Here is a 19,129-nt window from a genome sequence, read left to right as displayed (position 1 = left end):
AAGCCCCCTCCCGGGCAGGCGGCATGGCGCCGCGGGCCGGAAGGGGGCCGTCTGGATCACAGGGTCAAGCTTTGCGCAGCCGCACCGTGCCGGCGGCAGCGGGATGCTCCAGCCGGGCCATCACAAAATGGTAGGCGGGCAGCAGGAAAGCACAGGCGAACAGCCAGGCCACCGGGCTGGCGATGCACCCGGCCCAATAGCCAAAGACCGGCACCATGGCAAAGCCCACCATGGCCCGGGCGAACATCTCCGCCACGCCGGCAAACATGGCCAGGCCCGAATAACCCAGGCCCTGGATGGAGTAGCGGTAGACGATCAGCACCGCCAGAGGGATGTAGAATACGCTGTTCCAGAACAGGAACTCCCGGGCGTTGGCCATGATGACGCCGCCCGCGTCCTGGCTGGTATCCAGGAACATCCCGATGAGCAGGGTATCCACAAAGTGGAGGATCACAAAGGAGGCCACGCTGTACACGCACCCGATGCCCAGCGCCGTCCGCACGCCCTGGCGCACCCGGGGCAGGCTGCCTGCGCCCAGGTTCTGGCCGGTGTAGGTGGTCATGGCGGTGCCGATGCTCTCCAGGGGCACCGACAGGATCTGGCCCGCCTTGGAGCCTGCGGTCATGGCAGCCACCGCAGCGCTGCCCAGCCCGTTGACCGCAGCCTGCAGCACGATGCTGCCCACCGCCGTGACGCTGCACTGCAGGCCCATGGGCAGGCCCATCCGGCACAGCTCGGCGCAGTGGGACCGGCTGAGGCGGCCCTCCTCCTTGGACCAGCCCAGCATACGGAAGTTGCGGACCATATAAGCCAGGCTCCACACACCCGCAATGGCCTGGCTGATGACGGTGGCCAGCGCCGCCCCAAACACCCCGGCGTCGAAGGCCAGGATGAAGAAGATATCCAAAAAGACGTTCAGCACGCTGGCCACGATCAGGAAATAGAGGGGCCGGCGGCTGTCCCCCAGCGCCCGCATAAAGGCGCTGGTGACATTATAGAGCAGGGTGAAGGGGATGCCGGCAAAAATGGTGCGGATGTAGGCGTCGGCCATATCGATGATATCGGCGGGGGTGTTGGTCAGCACCAGGATGGGCCGGGTGAGGGCCACCGTCACCACCGTCAGCACCGCCGCAAACAGGATGGAGAGCCACACCGAATTGGCGGTGTAGCGGCGCATTCCCTCCCCGTCCTTGGCGCCGAAGCACCGGGCCAGAGGGATGGCAAAGCCGCAGGCAATGCCGTTGACAAAGCCCAGCACCAGATAGCTCAGGCCGCCCACGCTGCCCACCGCCGCCAGGGCTTCCACGCCCACAAAGCGGCCCACGATGATGGTGTCGGCCATATTGTAAAACTGCTGGAACAAACTGCCCAGCATCATAGGCACCGCAAACAGCAAAATCAGCTGCAGCGGCCGGCCCTGGGTCATATCCTTGGTCATACGCATCCTCCTTGCCCCGCACCACAGGCGGGTGCACCCGTTTTTTTGCCGTCAAAAGCGCCCTGCCCCAAACAGGGCAGGACGCTGTCTTTGAACGGAGACATTATAGTGCAGATCGCCCTGATTTGCAAGCGTATTTTTGGACAATCCGCGCGGCGTTCCCCGCTGTAAATCTATCTATTTTCACGAGGGGCACACCATCAGGCCATGGCGTCCGCGCAGGCGGCTGCCACAGCCTCCCGGTAATCGTCGATCTTGATGGTACAGCCCGCCAAAAGGTCGGGGTCCCGGGCATAGCCGTCCTCGTCGGTCTGCACCGCCCGCACCTGGCTGGCAGTCATCCCCTTCAGGTGTTCGGCAAAGGCGTCCGCCTGCTGGGCCCAGCTCCTGCCGATGGAGGAGACCTTGTCCAGCGGATAGTCCGCGCCTTTCTGGCGCTTGGTGCGCAGGTCCTCCGGCCAGGTGTTTTTGCCGTCCTCTCCCGAGGCCAGCTGCCCTTCGAACTCGTCCACCACCGCCCGCTGGATGCGGCCCTCCTGGTCCAGCCATACGGCGGCGGCCACCGTGTGCATCTCCCCATCCTCGGCCTTGCTCTGGACGGCCAGGCCGGTGCGCAGGGCCTGCTGTCCCGATGAGGCTCCGCTCGAACTGCTCGTCCCGGTCTGGCCGCATCCGGCCAGCATCACCGCCGCGGCCAGGGCCGCCAGATACTGTCTTGCTCTCATCTTCTCGCTCCTTTGTATGCCCCTGCGGGGGCTTTTGGGCCAGTATGCCCGCCCCGGACCGGTTTTATGCGCACAGAAAAGCGCAGATAATCAAAAAGTCCCGTCCAGCCGACATGTGCGGATGGACGGGACACATACAGGGAAATTTGGCGCTGAGAGTGTGCGAGCCGCCTTGCGGCGAGTGCGCGGTTCAGCGCTAAATTTTGTCCCCAGGGACTGCGAAGCTGAGGCGCGTCCCGCGGACGAAACAGCCAAAGCGGAGCAGGGGCAGCGGTCTGCCTTTTGCAAGCCCGCTGCGACGGGCGCAGCAAAAGCAGGGAACCGCAACCACCAGGGGGAAGGAATTTCTGACGCGCGGCTGCGCGCAGAAATGGGTTCCCCCTGGAGCGTGTCGTTTTTCGACACGCTCAAGCGCCGCAAAGCGCTTCTCAAAGCCGTGTTGAAAACTCGTATCACAGCAGGGGGCTGACCAGGCGCAGCACGTCGTCCAGCAGGGTGCCCAGCAGGCTGGTGCGGCAGTCGTCGATGGAGATGCGATGGCTCTGGGCAAAGGCCTTTTCGGCGTCGGCGCGCACCGCCGCCACCTGGCTGCCCCCCATCAGCAGGGTGCCGCATTCAAAGTGGAGGTAAAGGCTGCGGTAATCCATATTGATGCTGCCCACGGTGGCGATGTGGTCATCGCTGACATAGCACTTGGAGTGGATGAACCCCGGGGTGAACTCGTAGATCTTCACCCCCGCCCGCAGCAGGGGCAGGTAGTAGGAGCGGCTCAGCCGGAACACGATGGGCTTATCCGGGATACCGGGCAGCACCAGCCGGACATCCACTCCCCGCTTGGCCGCCAGCTTGAGGGAGTTGAGCAGATCCTCGCCGATGGCCAGATAGGGCGTAAAGATATAGACATACCGCTGGGCCTGGTCGATGATATCCCGGTAGACGCTCTCGGCCAGACGCTCCTCGTCCAGAGGGCTGTCGGCATAGGGCTGCACCACCCCGTCGGTGGGCGCGGTGCAGGTGGGGCGGAAGGGGCTGTAATCCTCCTCCATGGGGCGGAAAGCGTTCCAGAAATTCAGGAACATGACCGTGAAATTCCACACCGCGTGGCCTTCCAGCCGGACGGCGGCGTCCTTCCAGTAGCCGAACCGTTCCTCTGCGTTGATATACTCATCCGCAAAGTTGGTCCCCCCGTTGTAGGCCACGTTGCCGTCGATGGAAACGATCTTGCGGTGGTCCCGGTGGTTCATCACCAGCGACACCAGAGGCACCACCGGGTTAAAGGGGATGCAGCGGATGTGGGCCCGTTCCAGCCGGACCACAAAGCCCGAGGGCACGGTGGTCAGACAGCCCATATCGTCATAGATCACCCGCACATCCACACCGGCGGCGGCCTTTTCCCGCAGGATATCCTCCACCGCGTTCCACATCTTGCCGGGACGGATGATGAAGGTCTCCAGGAAAATGAACCGCTGGGCCTTGCGCAGATCCTCCAGCAGGTGGGGGAACATCTCCTCGCCGCTGGAATAATACTGCACCGAGGTGTTCTGCCAGGCAGGCCAAGGGCCGTACTTTGCAATATAGCTGTTCAGCTGGCGGGTGCGGGAGGGCAGGTCCGCCACCTGGTCTGGGTGCTGGGCCACCAGCCCGCGGTGGCGGCGGTCCACAGCGGCCATCCGGCGGCGCATCCGGCGGGAGGGGCGCTTGTTGCCCCAGAACAGGTACATCAGACCGCCAAACACCGGCGTAATGCCGATCAGGGCCATCCAGGCGATGGTGTAGGCGGGGTTTTCATCTTTGCGCACCAGGAACAGGATGATCAGCACGCTGAGCGAGGTCATGACGCCATTCAGCCAGGCCGCGTACTCGGTCAGTCGCAGATAGAGGGAGGCCAGCCACACCAGTTCGATGAGGATGAGCAGAAAGGTAATGGTGATCTTATTGACAAAACGGCTGAAGAATTTGACAATGGGCAGTCTGAACATAGCTTCTCCTTCCCTTGCGGGGCCTGCCGGCCGGCCCCGGGACGCTTTCCTTTTCCGACAGTATACCGCCCCTGTGCGCTTTTTGCAAGCCGCCCTCCCCAAAAAGAGACAAAACCGGCCCGTCTGTACACACAGGCGGGCCGGCCGGGGTCTCTTATTCTTTTACGGGCAGCGCAGGCGCTTTCGCGTCCTCATAGCCCACCAGCAGGCCGCCCAGCTCCGCATAGAAGCTGCACAGCGCTCCGCAGGGGACGATCTCGGCCCTGGCGTTCTGCCACACCGCCTCGATCATCAGCTTGAGGCGGCGGGCGGCATTCTCGTTGTCGCAATGGGCGATCTGCACCGGACCGCCGGCATAGCCCTTGGCCTTCATCTCCAGGATGATCCGCTCCAGCACGCCGTGCTCGCCGCGGGTCTTGCAGATCAGATCCAGTTCGCCCTGGGGGCTGGCCTGGCCCAGCACCCGGATCCCCAGCGCCCGGGCCACCACGGCGGCGGTCAGCTTGACGCGGCCGTTGCGGGCGAGGTTGTTGAGGGACTCCAGGCTGAACAGCAGGTGGGTATGCTGGCTGTATGCCTCTGCGTCCTGGCAGATCTCATCAAAGGCGGCATCTGTGGCCGCCAGGGCCGCCATCCGCCGGGCCAGCAGGCACATCTCCGGCCCGGTGGACAGGCTGTCCAGCACAAAGACGCGGGCCCCGGGGTGATTGTCCTGATATTCTTCGGCGGCCATGCGGGCTGCGTTGTTGCAGCCCGACAGGGTGCCGGTGATGGTCACCACAAAGATCTCGTCCGCCCCCTCATAGGCGGCCAGAAAGTCCCCCACATTGGGGCAGGAGGTCGAACTTTTGCCCTTGTAGCTGCGCAAAGCATGGGCCATGGCAAAAGCATCCGTCTCAGGAGCATCCACATACTCCTGCTCATCGGTAATGATCTTCAGGGGCACACAGGCAAAGTCGATCCCCTGCATCCGGCTCAGATTCGATGAGGAATCCACCACGATCTTCCGTTTCATACATACATCTCTCCATTCTGCAGCCGGCAGAGCCAACCGTAGCTTGATTTGATTTCATCATATCAGGTTTTCAATAACTTGTCAACACAATCAAAAAATCTTAACACAAGTTTTTATTTTCGTTTTCTGTTGACATTTCAACGTTTTGCTGTATACTGAAATCATGAATGCTGAAACGAAACGCCGTGTTGCGGCTTCTGCCGCGGGTTTTGCCCTGCCCCGGTATGACCAGCTGCCGACCATGGGGCTGTATCTGGACCAGACCGTCCAATATGTGAACAGCCATTTCCGCACCTTTGCGGGGATGGAGCTGACCGGCTCTATGGTCAGCAACTACGTCAAAAAGGGCCTTATCACCCACCCGGTGCGCAAGAAGTATATGCGGGACCAGATCGCTTACCTCATGTACATCGTGGCGGTCAAGAACGTGCTGTCGATGGAGAACATCCAGATGCTTTTTGCCATCCAGCAGGAGATCAGTACGGCGGAGAGGGCCTACAACACCTTCTGCGCCGAGTTGGAGTCTGCCATTGGCCAGGTGTTCGGCCTGGATGCTGCCCCGCGCCCCACAGACAGCGACCTGACCGAGGAGCAGTACCTTCTGCGCCGTACCATCATCCCGGCCGCCCACAAGATCTATCTGGACTGCTGGTTCGATGCCCTGCGGCAGGAACAGGCCCTCTGGCCCGACATCCTGGACGACCTGAACTGAAAACAAAAATACCCCGGCATTGCTGCCGGGGCGTTTTTTATATTCAGTCGGCTGCGGCGCAGCGGGCCATGATCTCGCTGGCCAGGGCGTCCATCTGGGCTTCGGTGGAAGCCTTGACTGCGCCGTGGATGCTGACGATGTGCTCGCACAGGGTGATCCCCTTCATGCCGGTGAGGGATGCGGTCATCAGCTTGGCGGCCATGGGAGCCCACATGCCGTTCTCCATCAGACCCGCAATGCGGTTCTGGAAGTTCTTGGTCTTGAGGTGGGTCAGGAAGGTCTCCATCGGGGGGAACAGGAATCCGTCGTAGGTAGCGCAGGCCAGCACCATCTTGCCGCAGCGGAACGCCTCAGCCACCGCATAGGACACATCGGTGCGGCACAGGTCGATCTCGGTGACCTTGGCCCCGGCGGCACGCAGCTTTTCAGCCATGGTACGGGCGGCGGCCAGGGTGTGGCCGTGGATGGAAGCCGACGCCACCAGGATCTCGGCGGGCGCCTCGGGCTTGTAGCTGGACCATGTATCGTACAGGTGCAGATAGCCGGTCAGGTCGCCCTTCAGCACGGGGCCGTGCAGGGGGCAGATCTGCGCGATGTCCAGGGCGGCGGCCTTCTTCAGCAGGGCCTGCACCTGGGGGCCGTACTTGCCCACGATGTTCAGGAAGTAGCGGCGGGAATCCTCCACCCAGTTGTCAAAGCTGTCGCCGTCGGCCACCACGCCGAACCGGCCAAAGCCGTCGGCCGAGAAGAGGATCTTCTCGCTGGACTCATAGCTGACCATCACTTCGGGCCAGTGGACCATGGGCGCAAACACAAAGTGCAGGGTGTGGCTGCCCAGTTCCAGGGTATCGCCGTCCTTCACCATCACCTTGCGGCCGGCAGCGATGGCGCCGGGGAAAAAGTTCTCCAGATAGGCAAAGGTCTTGGCGTTGCCCACCACCTGCATGGCGGGGTACTTGGCGGCCAGACGGGCCACATTGGCCGAGTGATCCGGCTCCACATGGGAGACGATCAGATAATCGGGGGCGGCGCCGTCCAGTTCCGCCTCCAGCGCCTCCAGCCAGGCGTCGGTGGCGCGGGCGTCCACCGTATCCAGCACGGCGGTCTTGCTGTCGCGGATCAGGTAGGAGTTGTAGCTGACGCCGGTGGGCACCGGGTACTGGCTCTCAAACAGATCCAGGGTGGTGTCGTTGATGCTGATGCCCAACACAGAATCGGTGACATGGGTCTTGTATACGTTCATGGCGGGTCGTCCTTTCCTTACCATTTTTTCTTATCATTTCCATTTTACTGCAAAGGGCGCCGGGCCGGGGTGGCCGTGACCGGGCCTGCGGCGGCGCCCTGGTTCCTTCGCGGCTGTTATCATACCATATTCATAGGGAAAAAGCAATGCCAAAACCGCTCACGGGATAAAAAATCCGCTCATTCTTCCCCGCCGGTCAGGCTGGCCCGGGGCGGCTGGCCGGGGGCCGCGTCCAGCTCCAGCAGGGCGGCGGCGCTGGCGTCGTCCAGAGACTGCACCGAACGCAGTTTGCGGTTGATGGCCCGGGTGCGGGTGCCGATCAGGTCATCCAGTTCCCGGTCGGACTGACGCAGCCGGTCCTGCAGGCGGGACAGCCCCTTGTCGAACTTCTCAAACTCGGTCTTGACCGCGCCCAGCACCTGCCACACCTCGTTGGAGCGCTTTTGGATGGCCAGCGTCTTGAAGCCCATCTGCAGGCTGTTCAGCAGGGCGGCCATGGTGCTGGGGCCCGCCACATTGACCTGGTAGTCGCGCTGGAGCTTTTCCACCATGCCCAGGTTGACCACTTCGGCATACAGTCCCTCAAAGGGCAGAAACAGGATGCCGAAGTTGGTGGTATAGGGGGGCTCCACATATTTGGTGCGGATGTCTTTGGCCTCGGCGCGGACCACCTGCTCCAGGGCGCGGCGGGCCGCTTCCACGGCCTGGGCGTCCCCCGAGGCATAGGCGTCCTGCAGGTGGGCGTAGGTGTCCCCCGGGAACTTGGAGTCAATGGGCAGCCAGATGTTCTGGCCGTCGGCTCCGGGCAGCCGCACCGCAAATTCCACCCGGTTGGCCGATTCGGGGATGGTGGCCACATTGGTGGCATACTGTTCGGGGGCCAGGATCTCCTCCAGGATGGCACCCAGCTGGATCTCACCCAGGATGCCCCGGGTCTTGACCCCCGACAGCACCTGTTTGAGGCCGCCCACATCGGCGGCCAGGGTCTGCATCTCACCCAGGCCCTTGTACACCTGCTCCAGCTGGTCGCTGACCGTCCGGAAGCTCTCGCTGACCCGTTTTTGCAGGGAATCCTGGAGCTGCTCGTCCACCGTATGGCGGATCTCCTCCAGCTTCCTGGCGCTCTCCGCCCGGACGGCGTCCATCCCCTCGGTCATGGTGCGGCGCATATCCTCCAGCTTCTGGCTGTTGGACAGTTCCAGAGTGCGCAGGCGGCTCTCCAGGGTGCGCTCCATGCTCTGGACCCGGCCCTCCAGGTTTTTCTGCTGGACCCCCTGGCTGTCGGTCATCTGGCGGGCCATGCCCTCCACCGCATCCTTGACCCCCCGGATGGCCGCATAGTTCTGGTCGGCCAGGGCGGCCTGGCTGGCCCGCAGTCTCCGGTCAAAGTCGGCAGCCTGGGCGGCCAGCTGTTCGGACAGCCAGTGTTCCATCTCCTCCCGGGCGTTGTCATCGGGGCGGCGGCTGCGCAGCAGCAGCACCACCAGCAGGATATCGCCCACCACGAGCAGCAGGCAGAGTACAATGCTCATTTCCATCATATACCTTTCCTGGTCAATCCAATTCTTCGTAGCACAGAGTCTCTTTGGTGCTGACCACCTGGTCCCCGTACAGGCCCACGCCGTCGGCCTCCACCTCGCCGGTCTGGTTGTCGTAGGGGTCCGCCCGGAAACCGTACATGGGCGAATCGAAAGGCGCGCCAAAGGCCCGGTTGGCCACCATCCGGCCGGGGTCCAGGCTGCCAAAGTAGTGGCGGCGCAGCTCCTCCTCCCCTGCCCGGGCCATCGAGGCCCCATACGAGCAGTCGGCGTACATCCAGCCCCAGGGCTCGATGTAGAACTTGGCCCAGTCATGGCAGCCGCACTTGCCCGGTCCCACCGCCAGGCCGCTCTGCCACTTAGCTGGGATGCCCGCAATGCGGCAGAGGGTGATGAAGGTCAGGGCCATCACGCCGCAGTCCCCCCGGCGGTCGGCAGCGCAGCAGGTGGGGATGTCCTCCAGCACAAAGTAGGAGGGCTGGTAATGGTAGCGGACGTTCAGGGTGATGTAGTCATAGAAACGCCGGGCCTTTTCCACCGGGCTGGTGACCCCCTGGGTCAGCTGGGCCGCCAGCGCCCGCAGGAAGGGGGTGAATACGATGTGGGGCGGCTCCTCGGCGGTGTCAAAGCTGGGCTGGGTGCTGTCGGGCACCGCGTCCATCGGCTCGATGTAGCGGGCGGTGCTGATGTAGCTGTACCGCGCCGTAAAGAAGCGGTTCTCGGTCAGGTCGGCCTCCCAATAGGCGGTGCGCTGGGGCACGTCGGCCAGGGCAATGAGGGTGGGCTGCACCGACCATTCCTCCAGCCGGATGTCGCTCTGGGCCCGGCAGGCCGCCGGCAGGGGCAGCCAGGCCCGCACATGGACGCTGTCCCGGCCCTCGGCTTTGGCCCTGGCCAGCGCCCGGGCAAAGGCCTGGTCCGACATCCCCACCCCTGTGGCCAGGGTGATGCGCGCACGGGCAGACCCCCGCTGCTTCATCTTTTGGTGCACCGCCCTGCGGCGGGCCAGGGCCTGGCCGTCCCGGGGCGGGGGCGATGCCTGCCGGGCCGCAAAGCTGGGGTCGGTGTCCAGCAGCGTCTCATCGAACCGGTCCAGGTAGTGCTTTTCCCCTTCCACAAAGCGCCAGTCCACCCGGCCGGCCCGCTCCAGGGCCTGCAGCTCCTCCAGAGTGAAATCCGGCACTCTGGCCTGCATTTTGGCCACGGCCTGCTGTTGGTCGTAAGGGTACTCCAGGGGCAGACGGCGCATGATCTCCCGCTGCGCCGTCATCGCTTCCCGCTGGCCGTCCGGCCCGCGGGGGGTGGGGTTGGCGGCCAGGCCCGGGCCGTTCTGGGTGGCGGACCAGTCCTCGGCCAGCCGTTCATCGATCCGGGCGATGGCCTCGGCAAAATACCCTGCGGCCTTGAGTCTGGCGATATCGCCGGGCAGGCCCTCATTCAGGCTGCGGAAAGTTTCATTGAGATCTCGGGGCATAAAATCACCTCTCTTTTGGGATGGGTCACCGCTCTGTCTTACCCGCCTGCGTGCCGTGCAGCCACCGCCTGTTCCCAGAAGGCGGCTGCCTGGTACAGCCAGCCCTCCGCGTCGGTGCCGGTGCCGGTGGCGCTGCCGTGGGGCGCATTGTCAAACACCAGCATCTGGTGCATGACGCCATGGGCCTCCAGAGCCCGGTCCAGCGCGGGGCTCTGCAGGGGGAAGAAGATCCCCTTCAGGGTATTGTCATTCCGGCCATACCATTGGAAGGTGGGCGGGAAATCGGAACTCACTTCCGCCGCCACCTCGATGTTGTAATAGTAGTCCCCCGGCGCCAGGTGGTCCCCCGGCTCCGCCCCGTCGTAGAGGTAAAAGAAGGCGGGTTTGCTGTACATATAATTGATGATGGGGTAGGCCAGCAGCAGCGCCCCGGGCTTGGGCAGGCCGTAATTGCTGTATCCCATCCGGTCGGTGCCAAAGATGGCGCACAGCTGCCCCCCTGCCGAGTGGCCCACCAGGGCATAGTCCTCGGCCTGGACCTCAAACTTCTCGGCGTTCTCGGTGATGAACTGCACCGCCCGCACCAGGTCCTTGTAGTTGGCGTTGTCTTTCAGGTCGCGCCCGATGCGGTAGCGCAGGATAAAGGCCCCATAGCCCATCTCGTGCAGCTGGCTGACCGCCCCGCAGGCCTCCTTGACCACCGACGTGCGCTCGAACATATTGCCCGCCAGTACCAGGGCATATTTGGCGCCGGGCTGGGTGGCAGGGAAATAATACAGCTCCACCTCAGCCAGGGAGGGGTCTGCCGCGATCTCCTCGGGGGTATAGATCGGGTAGGTGACCTGCACTCCCTGATTATAGTTGTCGATGATGAGGTTCAGCCCGGCCACGCCGTCCTCCACCGTGGATCCGATGAACCGGCGCAGCGTCCAGTGGCCGTACATCCAGGGTTGTTCGGGCAGCAGGTCTCCCCTGTCCCATGTATTGACCCCCGAACCCATGATCCCCTCATTGGCCCGCATCTCGGCCACCGTGGTGTCAGGGGTCACATGGGGGGCGCCGGCTGCCTGTGCAGGCATCAGCAGCGCTGCCGCCAGCATCGCCAGGGCCGCGCCGGCACAAAGCCTCTTTTGGATCTTGCCTGTGATCGTCATAAGAAGTACCTTTCTTTCCTGTCATCTCTCCGCCAGCCGGCGGCGCAGTTTCTTCTATTGTACCCTCCAAAGGGCTCCTTGTCAAAACATTTACAAAACCGTCGCATTGTGCTTTGGGGCGAAATCTGCTATACTGTTGCTGTGCCCTTTGATTTTGGTTGCAAAGGAGGAGGTCCTTTTTATGTGGACACGCAAACTTTTAAAGACCAACGCCAAACATGTGCTGAGCCGCAGCTACTGGCAGGTCTTTCTCGCCTGCCTCATCACTTCCCTGCTGTGCGGCACCATCGAGCTGCGGTACAACGTCGGCTCGAACAGCGCATCCAGCCTGCCCCAGGAAGCCGCCCAGCTGGCCAGCAATCAGGGTTTTCCCTATTCCCTGCTGCTGCCCTATCTTTTCACGCTGGGCACCCTGGCCATCCTGCTGTTCCTCTTTGCGGCGCTGTGCTGGACCATCCTGGTCAGCCCGGCCATCCAGGTGGGACTAAACCGCTACCTGCTGTTCAACCGCACCGCTCCCGCCCGGCTGGGCATGCTGTTTTCCAGCTTTACCTATGGCTATTGGAACACGGTGTGGGTCATGTTCCTTCTCAACCTGAAGATCGTCTTGTGGAGCCTGCTGCTGATCGTTCCCGGCATCGTCAAGTCCTACCAGTACCGTTTCGTCGGCTGGCTGCTGGCTGAAAATCCCGGCATGGACGCCAGCCGCGCCTTTGAGATCAGCACCATGATGACCGACGGCGAAAAGTGGAACATCTTTGTGCTGGACCTGTCCTTCCTGGGATGGAACCTGCTGGGCAGCCTGCTGCTGGGCATCGGCGTCCTGTTTGTGCAGCCCTATACCTCAACCACCAATGCCGAGCTCTACGCAGCCATGCGGGCCAAAGTGATCGCCTCCGGCTATGTCACCGAGGCCGAGCTGCAGGGCGCTCCCATCGATTTCTGATACGAAAGAACGGACGAATTTTCATGGAACAGGAAATGACGATCCGGCCCATGCGGCCAGAGGACTGGCCCCAGGTGGCCGAGATCTATACCCAGGGCATCGCCACCGAACACGCCACCTTCCAGACTGCCTGTCCCCCTTACCGGGCGTGGGATGCCTCCCACATCCGGGAGTGCCGGCTGGTGATCCTGGCCCCCGACGGGGCCATCGCGGGGTGGGCGGTGCTGTCCCGGGTGAATATGCGCTGGTGCTACCGGGGGGTGGCCGAGGTGAGCATCTATGTGGGGGAGCGCTACCGCGGCCACGGCTACGGATACCACCTGCTGACCGCCCTGTGCCGCGAGGCCGAGGCCGCCGGCTACTGGACCCTGCAGTCCACCGTCCTCCAGGACAACGAGGCCAGCCGGCGCCTGCACGCCAAATGCGGATTCCGGGTGGTGGGCCGCCGGGAGCGGATCGCCCGGGACTGTCACGGCCGCTGGCTGGACACCTGGCTGATGGAGCGGCGCTGTGCCGCCGACGAGCCCCCGGGATACATCAAGCTTTAAACACAAAAAAGCCTGTGCCTTTTAAAGGGCACAGGCTTTTGTCTTGTATGGGTGTAAAAGGGGGCTCACACGCAGATGGCCTTCTGATGGTTGCGGTAGAGCGCCTCCAGCACCGCGCAGTATTTGTCGGCGATGCAGACGATGACCGCCTCCCGGCACCGGGGCGCGTGGAGCAAAGTCAAGGGCCACATATGGCTGCGGATGATGTTGCGCACCTTGGGGCTGAGGGAAAAGCACCGCTCGGCGTTCTCTCTGGCCAGCAGCGGGTGGATGAAACCGTGCATCTTGAAGATGCTGCGCAGCCCGCTGCACAGCTGGAACCGACCTGCACAGTGCCAGTCGTAGAGATAAAAATCGTGCAGCAGCGCCCCCACCGCCAGCGCAGTCTCGTCCGCGCCGAGGTGGAACCGCCGGTTGATCCAGAAGCTCACCCGGGCCACGTTCCAGCAATGCTGGTAGGTGGTCACACTGCCGTGCTGGATGTAGTTGTCCATCTCCAGCACACGGGGGTCCTTTTCGTAGGCTTGCAGGATGCCCCGCAGGCAGCTGTGTTCTGTTTCAGACAGGATCATAGGTTTCCTCCCTAAGATAGGCCCCGGGCCGCCGTCAGGAACGCAGCTGCACCGGGGATGAATCCCCAAAATATTCCGCTTGTGAAGGGTTTTCGCGGCGCAGGGTCAGATCCACCACATACTGGACCCCATCCCCCAGCGCCTCCAGGTCGGCCAGCTTGGCCTGGGCCGAGGCCTGGTCCGGATACCATTGCAGCAGGAAGAAGTTTTCGGCTTCCACCCCATAGTACAGCCATGCGCCGTCGGCGCGCAGCAGATCCTCCAGGTGGTCCACATGGTCCCCGTCCAAAAGGCCCAGTCCCTCCTCTGCATAGAGGGTCTCAGGCTCCACCTGCAGTTTCTCGATCACCCGGATCGAGCTGTCCAGATATTCGTCCTGGGGGATGGCCTTGCCCGACTTCTCCCATCCGGTCAGGAAAGCCTGCAGCAGCAGGCCCTTCACCGATATCCTGGGCTGGTCATCACGGAACGGCATATCTCTCGCTCTCCTTTGCCGTACAGAGCGGATGCCCTCCGCTCCATAGTATACAAAAACAGGTGGCCCGTGTCAATCGGTTTCCACAATCTTTTCATCGTATTTACGAAAAAGTCGTCTTTCCCTTACGGGTGGAAGTCCAAGGTCTCCCCCAGCCACTCGCAGGCCAGCGCAAACCAGTGGGCCGCATGGGGCAGCGGGGTGTTGACCTCGGCGGTGCAGACGCTCAGACCGTGGACGCCGTGAGGGAACAGATGCGCTTCACAGGGCACCTGGGCCTTGCGCAGGGCGGACACCAGCAGCAGGGTGTTCTCCACCGGCACGGTGCTGTCGTCCATGGTATGCCACACAAAGACCGGGGGCGTGCGGGAGGTGATCTTGTCCTCCAGGCCAAAGGCCAGGTGGCTGGCCTCATCCCGGCTGCCGCTGAGCTGCACGAAGCTGCCCCGATGGGCGCAGGGACCGGCGCTCACCACCGGATAACCCAAAATCAGGGCGTCGGGGCGCTGCTGGCCAGCCGGCAGCGCAGGGTCGGGCAGGTCCAGCACAGCCGAGGACAGCGCCAGGTGCCCCCCTGCCGAAAAACCGCACACCGCGATCTTGTCCGGACAGATGCCCCACTCGGCCGCATGGGCCCGCAGGGCGGCCAGCGCCCCGTTCACCTGGGCCAGGGGGCGGTAATCCCGGGCCTGTTCGCCCACGCTGTAATGCAGCACCGCCGCATGGTAGCCCGCTGCCAAAAAGCGGAGAGCCACCGGGTCCCCTTCCCGGGGGCTGACGTGTTCATAGCCGCCGCCCGGGATCACCAACACCAAAGGCCGGATCTGGAACAGGGGCATGGCCTGCTCTGCATCCCGCAGATAGACCGTCAGCCGGCTGCCGCAGGGGTTCAACGTCTCGATCTTCATCTTTTTATCCTCCCATCTATACGACCTGGATGGTCTGCCTGCCCCTTATTGTACCTCACAGCGCCCCGGCTGGAAAGGGGGATTTTTAAACTTTTTATGAAGGAAGCCCCTTCCCTCTTGATTTTCAGGTCAAAACGGTGTATATTAGCACTCGTAAACTATGAGTGCTAACTACCCATACCAGAAAAGAGGTTTTTGCTATGGCAATGCAGCCGTTCCAGGCCGAAAGCAAAAAGCTGATGGACCTGATGATCAATTCGATCTATACCAACAAGGAGATCTTCCTGCGGGAGCTGATCTCCAATGCCTCCGACGCCATCGACAAGCTCTATTTCAAGAGCCTGACCGACACCTCGGTGGGGATGGACCGGGAGGATTTCCGCATCCTGCTGACGCTGGACAAGGACGCCCGCATGCTGACCGTATCGGACAACGGCATCGGCATGACCCGGGAGGAGCTGGAGCAGAACCTGGGCACCATCGCCCACTCGGGCAGCCAGGACTTCAAGGCCGAAAACGTGGATGAGAACATCGACATCATCGGCCAGTTCGGCGTGGGCTTCTACTCCGCCTTTATGGTAGCCGACCGGGTCACCGTCATCTCGAAGGCCTACGGCAGCGACCAGGCCTGGCAGTGGGAGTCCAGCGGGGTGGAAGGCTATGAGATCACCCCCGCCGAAAAGGAGACCGCCGGCACCGATATCATCCTGCACATCAAGCCCAACACCGACGCCGACAACTACGACAACTATGTGTCCGAGTACGGCGTGGCCGCCATCGTCAAGAAGTACAGCGACTACATCCGCTACCCCATCCAGATGGAGCGCACCAAGAGCCGCCAGAAGCCCGAACCCGATCCCAAGCCCGAGGACTACAAGCCCGAGTGGGAGGAGTACACCGAGCTGGAGACCCTGAACAGCATGGTCCCCATCTGGAAGAAGCAGAAGAGCGAGGTCACCGACGCCGAGTACAACGAGTTCTATAAGAACCGCTTCGGGGATTATGCCGACCCGGCCCGGGTGATCGTCAGCCGCACCGAGGGCACCGCCAACTACAACGCCCTGCTGTTCGTGCCCGGCCACCGGCCCTACGATTTCTACACCAAAGAGTACGAAAAGGGCTTGGCCCTGTATGCCTCGGGCGTCCTGATCATGGACAAGTGCGCCGACCTGCTGCCCGATTACTTCAGCTTTATCAAGGGCGTGGTGGACAGCCAGGACCTGAGCCTCAACATCAGCCGTGAGACCCTCCAGAAGGACAGCCAGCTCAAGCTGATCCACAACGCCCTGGAGAAGAAGATCAAGAACGAGCTGAACGCCATGCTGGTCAACGACCGGGAGAAGTACGAAGCCTTCTGGAAGGAGTTCGGCCGCCAGATCAAGTTCGGCGTCTACTCCGACTACGGGATGCACACCGAGCTGCTCCGGGGCCTGCTGCTGTTCTACTCCGCCAAGGAGCAGAAGATGGTCACCCTGCAGGAGTATGTGGACAAGATGCCCGCCGAGCAGAAGTACATCTACTTCGCCGCCGGCGACTCGGCCGACCGGCTGGCCAAGCTGCCCGCCGCCTCCCTGGTGCTGGACAAGGGCTATGACCTGCTGCTGCTGACCGAGGACGTGGACGAGTTCTGCTTCCAGATCATGCACAGCTTCCCCCGCAAGGATGCCGAGGGCAAGGACGGCACCGTGGAGTTCAAGAACATCAACGGCAGCGACCTGGGCCTTGAGACCGACGAGGAGAAGAAGGCCGCCGAGGACGCCACCGCCGAGAACAAGTCCCTGTTCGACGCCATGAAGGCCGCCCTGGAGGGCAAGGTCAAGGAAGTCAAGGTCTCCACCCGGCTGAAGGACCACCCGGTCTGCCTGTCGTCGGAGGGTCCCCTGTCCATTGAGATGGAGAAGGTCCTGTCCCGCCAGCCCGGCAGCGAGGATGTCAAGAGCGACAAGGTGCTGGAGGTCAACGCCAGCCACCCGGTCTTTGCAGCCCTCAAAGCCGCCCAGGAGGCCGGCGACACCGACAAGGTGAACCAGTACAGTCAGATCCTCTATGCCCAGGCCCAGCTGATCGAGGGTCTGCCGGTGGACGACCCTGTCGCCTACGCCGACGCCGTCTGCGCCCTCATGAAATAACAGGAGGGCCGCGCACACCGTCCATCCCGGCCAGGATCAAAAATTTTTCCTCTCTTATAAGAAAGCCTTAACAAACGAGCCGTGTTCCATTATAATAAAGGGGAACACGGCTTTTTTGTGCCGTTTTGTCAGGAGGTTTCATCACGATGCAGCCGGAGCACAAACACTATTTTGCCCGCATCCCCACCATTTTCCTGTTGGTCCTGCTGGGCACCGTCCCCTGGCTGGCGGTGGTTTTGTTTATCCTGCGGACCATCGACCGGGATGCGGAAAAGAAAGAGCGGAATGCCTTTCAGGAGAGCCAGTTCGCAGGCACCGCTTTCCGCCCCCAAGAGGCCGGCGCCCCAAAGGCAGCCTACGATTACAGTGTCCACTATACCCCCGACGGCATGACGGCCGACGAACAGCGCAAGTCCCGCCGCCGCCAGCAGACCCTGATCAAGTGGTGCACTGTCCTGGGAGGCCTTGTGCTGCTGGCCGGGGTGCTCAGCCTGCCGGAGAGCATCTATTATAGCCTGTGGAACGATGTGTTCTCCAATCTGACCATGATCGTGGGCGGCGGGGGCGCGCTGGCCCTGGGCCTGGTGATCCGCCGGAGCCGCCGGCTGGAACGCCAGCTGGACAAGGTGGTGGGCGGCCGGGACAACATCCCCCTGGACGAGCTGTTCGCGGCGGCAGGCCTGACCGAAAAAGAGGGCCGCAAGGTGCTGGAAAACGCCATCGACCACGGCTATTTCGGCACGGATGCTTACATCGACAACCGCACCGGCTTTCTGGTAGTGCGGGGCCCGGCCCCCATCCCTGCCCAGCCCGCTCCCGAGCCCCAACCCGACGCCGGCGGGGAGACCCAGTACCAGAAACTGCTGCGCCAGCTGCATCAGGCCGGACAGGCCATCACCGACCCCGACATGAAGGGCAAGGCCGACCGGCTGGAGCAGGTCAGCGCTCGCATCTTCGCCCTGGCCGAGGCCGACCCGGACAAGGAGGAGCAGCTGCGCAAGTTTACCAGCTACTACCTGCCCACCTCCCTCAAGCTGCTGCACACTTACGCCCAGCTGGACAGCCAGGGGGTGGACGGTGAGAACATCGCCAAAACCAAGCAGAGCATCGAGCGCTCACTCGACCTGCTGGTCACCGCCTTTGAAAACCAGCTGGACAAGCTGTTCCAGTCGGACGCCCTGGACGTGTCGGCGGACATCGCCGCCCTGGAAGGGATGCTGAGCCTGGACGGACTGTCGGGACACAGCGACTTCACCTCCAACCCCTCATAAAGGAGAGCCTATGCCGCATATCATCGAGATCAACGACCTGTCCGATCCCGCCCTGGACGTATTTGCACGCCTGACCCAGGCCCAGCTGCGCAGCCGCCTGGAGCCGGAAAAAGGGGTCTTTATTGCCGAGAGCCCCAAGGTCATTGCGCGGGCCCTGGACGCGGGGCTGCTTCCCCTTTCCCTGCTGATGGAGCGGCGGAAGATCGAGGGTCCGGCCCAGGAGATCCTGGCCCGCTGCCCGGCTGATACCCCCGTCTACACCGCCGACCGGGATATCCTGACGGCCCTCACCGGCTACCAGCTGACCCGCGGAGTACTGGCGGCCTTCCACCGTCCCGCCCTGCCCGGCGTGGAAGTTCTGTGCCGGGACGCCCGCCGGGTGGCGGTGCTGGAAAACATTGTGGATTCCACCAACATCGGGGCCATCTTCCGTTCAGCGGCAGCGCTGCACATCGATGCAGTGCTGGTGACCCCCTCCTGCTGCGACCCCCTGTGCCGCCGGGCAGTGCGGGTGAGCATGGGCACCGTCTTTCAGGTGCCCTGGACCCGGATCGGCGCCGAGCCCGCCGACTGGCCCATTGCCGGCCTGGCCCGGCTGAAGGCTCTTGGTTTCAAGACCGCCGCCCTGGCCCTGACCGACCGTTCGGTGTCCATCGACGACCCCGCCCTGATGGCCGAACCCCGGCTGGCCCTGGTGCTGGGCACCGAAGGGGACGGCCTGACCGCCGACACCATCGCCCACTGCGACTACACCGCCAGGATCCCCATGTCCCACGGTGTGGACAGCCTGAACGTAGCGGCCGCCAGCGCCGTGGCCTTCTGGCAGCTCCGGGCGAGGGACTGAGGTTTTCTGCAAAAGGAGGTTTTCCTATGGAGATCGTCATCCTCATTGCCGCCGCACTGGCCGTCTGCGGCGCCATGCTGCTGCGGGGCAAGGCCTGGCAGTCCTTCATCGACCGCCACACCGGCGGCAGGGACAACAAAAACAACTGAATCCTGCCC

General features: G+C 63.0%; 18 protein-coding genes. 7 read left to right on the top strand and 11 right to left on the bottom strand.

Annotated elements, in window-relative coordinates:
- Positions 1 to 64: 64 nt before the first annotated feature.
- The 4 genes from B5E66_RS00715 to B5E66_RS00700 all read right to left on the bottom strand — a co-directional run bounded on the left by B5E66_RS00715 (position 65) and on the right by B5E66_RS00700 (position 5,157).
- On the bottom strand, positions 65 to 1,438 hold the full coding sequence (locus B5E66_RS00715; protein WP_087228068.1) for an MATE family efflux transporter: 1,374 nt from the start codon (positions 1,436 to 1,438) through the stop codon (positions 65 to 67).
- 200 nt (positions 1,439 to 1,638) lie between these two features.
- Positions 1,639 to 2,163: a lipoprotein gene (locus tag B5E66_RS00710; protein ID WP_087228067.1), complete on the bottom strand. Its 525-nt coding sequence runs from the start codon at positions 2,161 to 2,163 to the stop codon at positions 1,639 to 1,641.
- Positions 2,164 to 2,615: 452 nt separating this feature from the next.
- Positions 2,616 to 4,142 (bottom strand): cardiolipin synthase, encoded by a 1,527-nt coding sequence (cls, locus tag B5E66_RS00705; RefSeq protein WP_087228066.1) that lies wholly within the window; start codon positions 4,140 to 4,142, stop codon positions 2,616 to 2,618.
- A 154-nt stretch (positions 4,143 to 4,296) separates the two neighbouring features.
- Complete coding sequence (locus B5E66_RS00700) at positions 4,297 to 5,157, bottom strand: DegV family protein (protein WP_087228065.1); 861 nt, start codon at positions 5,155 to 5,157, stop codon at positions 4,297 to 4,299.
- Positions 5,158 to 5,320: 163 nt separating this feature from the next.
- On the opposite strand from B5E66_RS00700, the gene B5E66_RS00695 reads away from it, so the two are divergent.
- A complete protein-coding gene (locus B5E66_RS00695; RefSeq protein ID WP_087228064.1) occupies positions 5,321 to 5,869 on the top strand; it encodes a DUF1836 domain-containing protein in 549 nt (182 codons plus the stop codon).
- A 43-nt stretch (positions 5,870 to 5,912) separates the two neighbouring features.
- Here the strand turns inward: B5E66_RS00695 and B5E66_RS00690 are convergent, their stop codons facing one another.
- The 4 genes from B5E66_RS00690 to B5E66_RS00675 all read right to left on the bottom strand — a co-directional run bounded on the left by B5E66_RS00690 (position 5,913) and on the right by B5E66_RS00675 (position 11,278).
- Entirely contained in the window at positions 5,913 to 7,112 is a 1,200-nt protein-coding gene (locus B5E66_RS00690) for an FprA family A-type flavoprotein (RefSeq protein ID WP_087228063.1), read from the bottom strand.
- Positions 7,113 to 7,291: 179 nt separating this feature from the next.
- Complete coding sequence (locus tag B5E66_RS00685; protein WP_087228062.1) at positions 7,292 to 8,653, bottom strand: DNA recombination protein RmuC; 1,362 nt, start codon at positions 8,651 to 8,653, stop codon at positions 7,292 to 7,294.
- 13 nt (positions 8,654 to 8,666) lie between these two features.
- Positions 8,667 to 10,124: a transglutaminase-like domain-containing protein gene (locus B5E66_RS00680; protein ID WP_087228061.1), complete on the bottom strand. Its 1,458-nt coding sequence runs from the start codon at positions 10,122 to 10,124 to the stop codon at positions 8,667 to 8,669.
- A gap of 38 nt (positions 10,125 to 10,162) precedes the next feature.
- On the bottom strand, positions 10,163 to 11,278 hold the full coding sequence (locus B5E66_RS00675; RefSeq protein ID WP_087228060.1) for an alpha/beta hydrolase: 1,116 nt from the start codon (positions 11,276 to 11,278) through the stop codon (positions 10,163 to 10,165).
- A 181-nt stretch (positions 11,279 to 11,459) separates the two neighbouring features.
- Between B5E66_RS00675 and B5E66_RS13040 the strand changes: the two genes are divergently transcribed.
- Both B5E66_RS13040 and B5E66_RS00665 read left to right on the top strand, forming a co-directional pair.
- The gene (locus tag B5E66_RS13040) at positions 11,460 to 12,224 is read left to right on the top strand and encodes a DUF975 family protein (RefSeq protein WP_158098292.1); all 765 of its coding nucleotides are present in this window, start codon (positions 11,460 to 11,462) and stop codon (positions 12,222 to 12,224) included.
- Positions 12,225 to 12,247: 23 nt separating this feature from the next.
- A complete protein-coding gene (locus tag B5E66_RS00665) occupies positions 12,248 to 12,772 on the top strand; it encodes a GNAT family N-acetyltransferase (RefSeq protein ID WP_087228059.1) in 525 nt (174 codons plus the stop codon).
- A gap of 65 nt (positions 12,773 to 12,837) precedes the next feature.
- Here B5E66_RS00665 and B5E66_RS00660 read toward each other — a convergent pair whose 3' ends face one another.
- The 3 genes from B5E66_RS00660 to B5E66_RS00650 form a co-directional block, all read right to left on the bottom strand.
- Positions 12,838 to 13,344 (bottom strand): HD domain-containing protein, encoded by a 507-nt coding sequence (locus B5E66_RS00660; protein WP_087228058.1) that lies wholly within the window; start codon positions 13,342 to 13,344, stop codon positions 12,838 to 12,840.
- Positions 13,345 to 13,378: 34 nt separating this feature from the next.
- A complete protein-coding gene (locus B5E66_RS00655) occupies positions 13,379 to 13,819 on the bottom strand; it encodes a hypothetical protein (RefSeq protein WP_087228057.1) in 441 nt (146 codons plus the stop codon).
- 125 nt (positions 13,820 to 13,944) lie between these two features.
- A complete protein-coding gene (locus B5E66_RS00650; protein WP_087228056.1) occupies positions 13,945 to 14,727 on the bottom strand; it encodes an alpha/beta hydrolase in 783 nt (260 codons plus the stop codon).
- 200 nt (positions 14,728 to 14,927) lie between these two features.
- On the opposite strand from B5E66_RS00650, the gene htpG reads away from it, so the two are divergent.
- From htpG to B5E66_RS13495, 4 genes are all read left to right on the top strand, one after another.
- Complete coding sequence (gene htpG / locus B5E66_RS00645) at positions 14,928 to 16,856, top strand: molecular chaperone HtpG (protein WP_087228055.1); 1,929 nt, start codon at positions 14,928 to 14,930, stop codon at positions 16,854 to 16,856.
- A 146-nt stretch (positions 16,857 to 17,002) separates the two neighbouring features.
- Positions 17,003 to 18,127: a 5-bromo-4-chloroindolyl phosphate hydrolysis family protein gene (locus B5E66_RS00640; protein WP_087228054.1), complete on the top strand. Its 1,125-nt coding sequence runs from the start codon at positions 17,003 to 17,005 to the stop codon at positions 18,125 to 18,127.
- A gap of 10 nt (positions 18,128 to 18,137) precedes the next feature.
- Entirely contained in the window at positions 18,138 to 18,971 is an 834-nt protein-coding gene (locus B5E66_RS00635) for a TrmH family RNA methyltransferase (protein ID WP_087228053.1), read from the top strand.
- Positions 18,972 to 18,997: 26 nt separating this feature from the next.
- Positions 18,998 to 19,120, top strand: coding sequence for a hypothetical protein (locus B5E66_RS13495; RefSeq protein WP_255396617.1), 123 nt, complete (start codon positions 18,998 to 19,000; stop codon positions 19,118 to 19,120).
- The last annotated feature ends 9 nt before the right edge of the window (positions 19,121 to 19,129 follow it).

It is taken from the genome of Faecalibacterium sp. An121, from assembly GCF_002160915.1.
In the GTDB taxonomy this organism is placed as follows: Bacteria; Bacillota; Clostridia; order Oscillospirales; family Ruminococcaceae; genus Faecalibacterium; species Faecalibacterium avium.
Note: the sequence above shows the minus strand (reverse complement) of the source record. Positions and strands in the feature narration are given on the sequence as shown.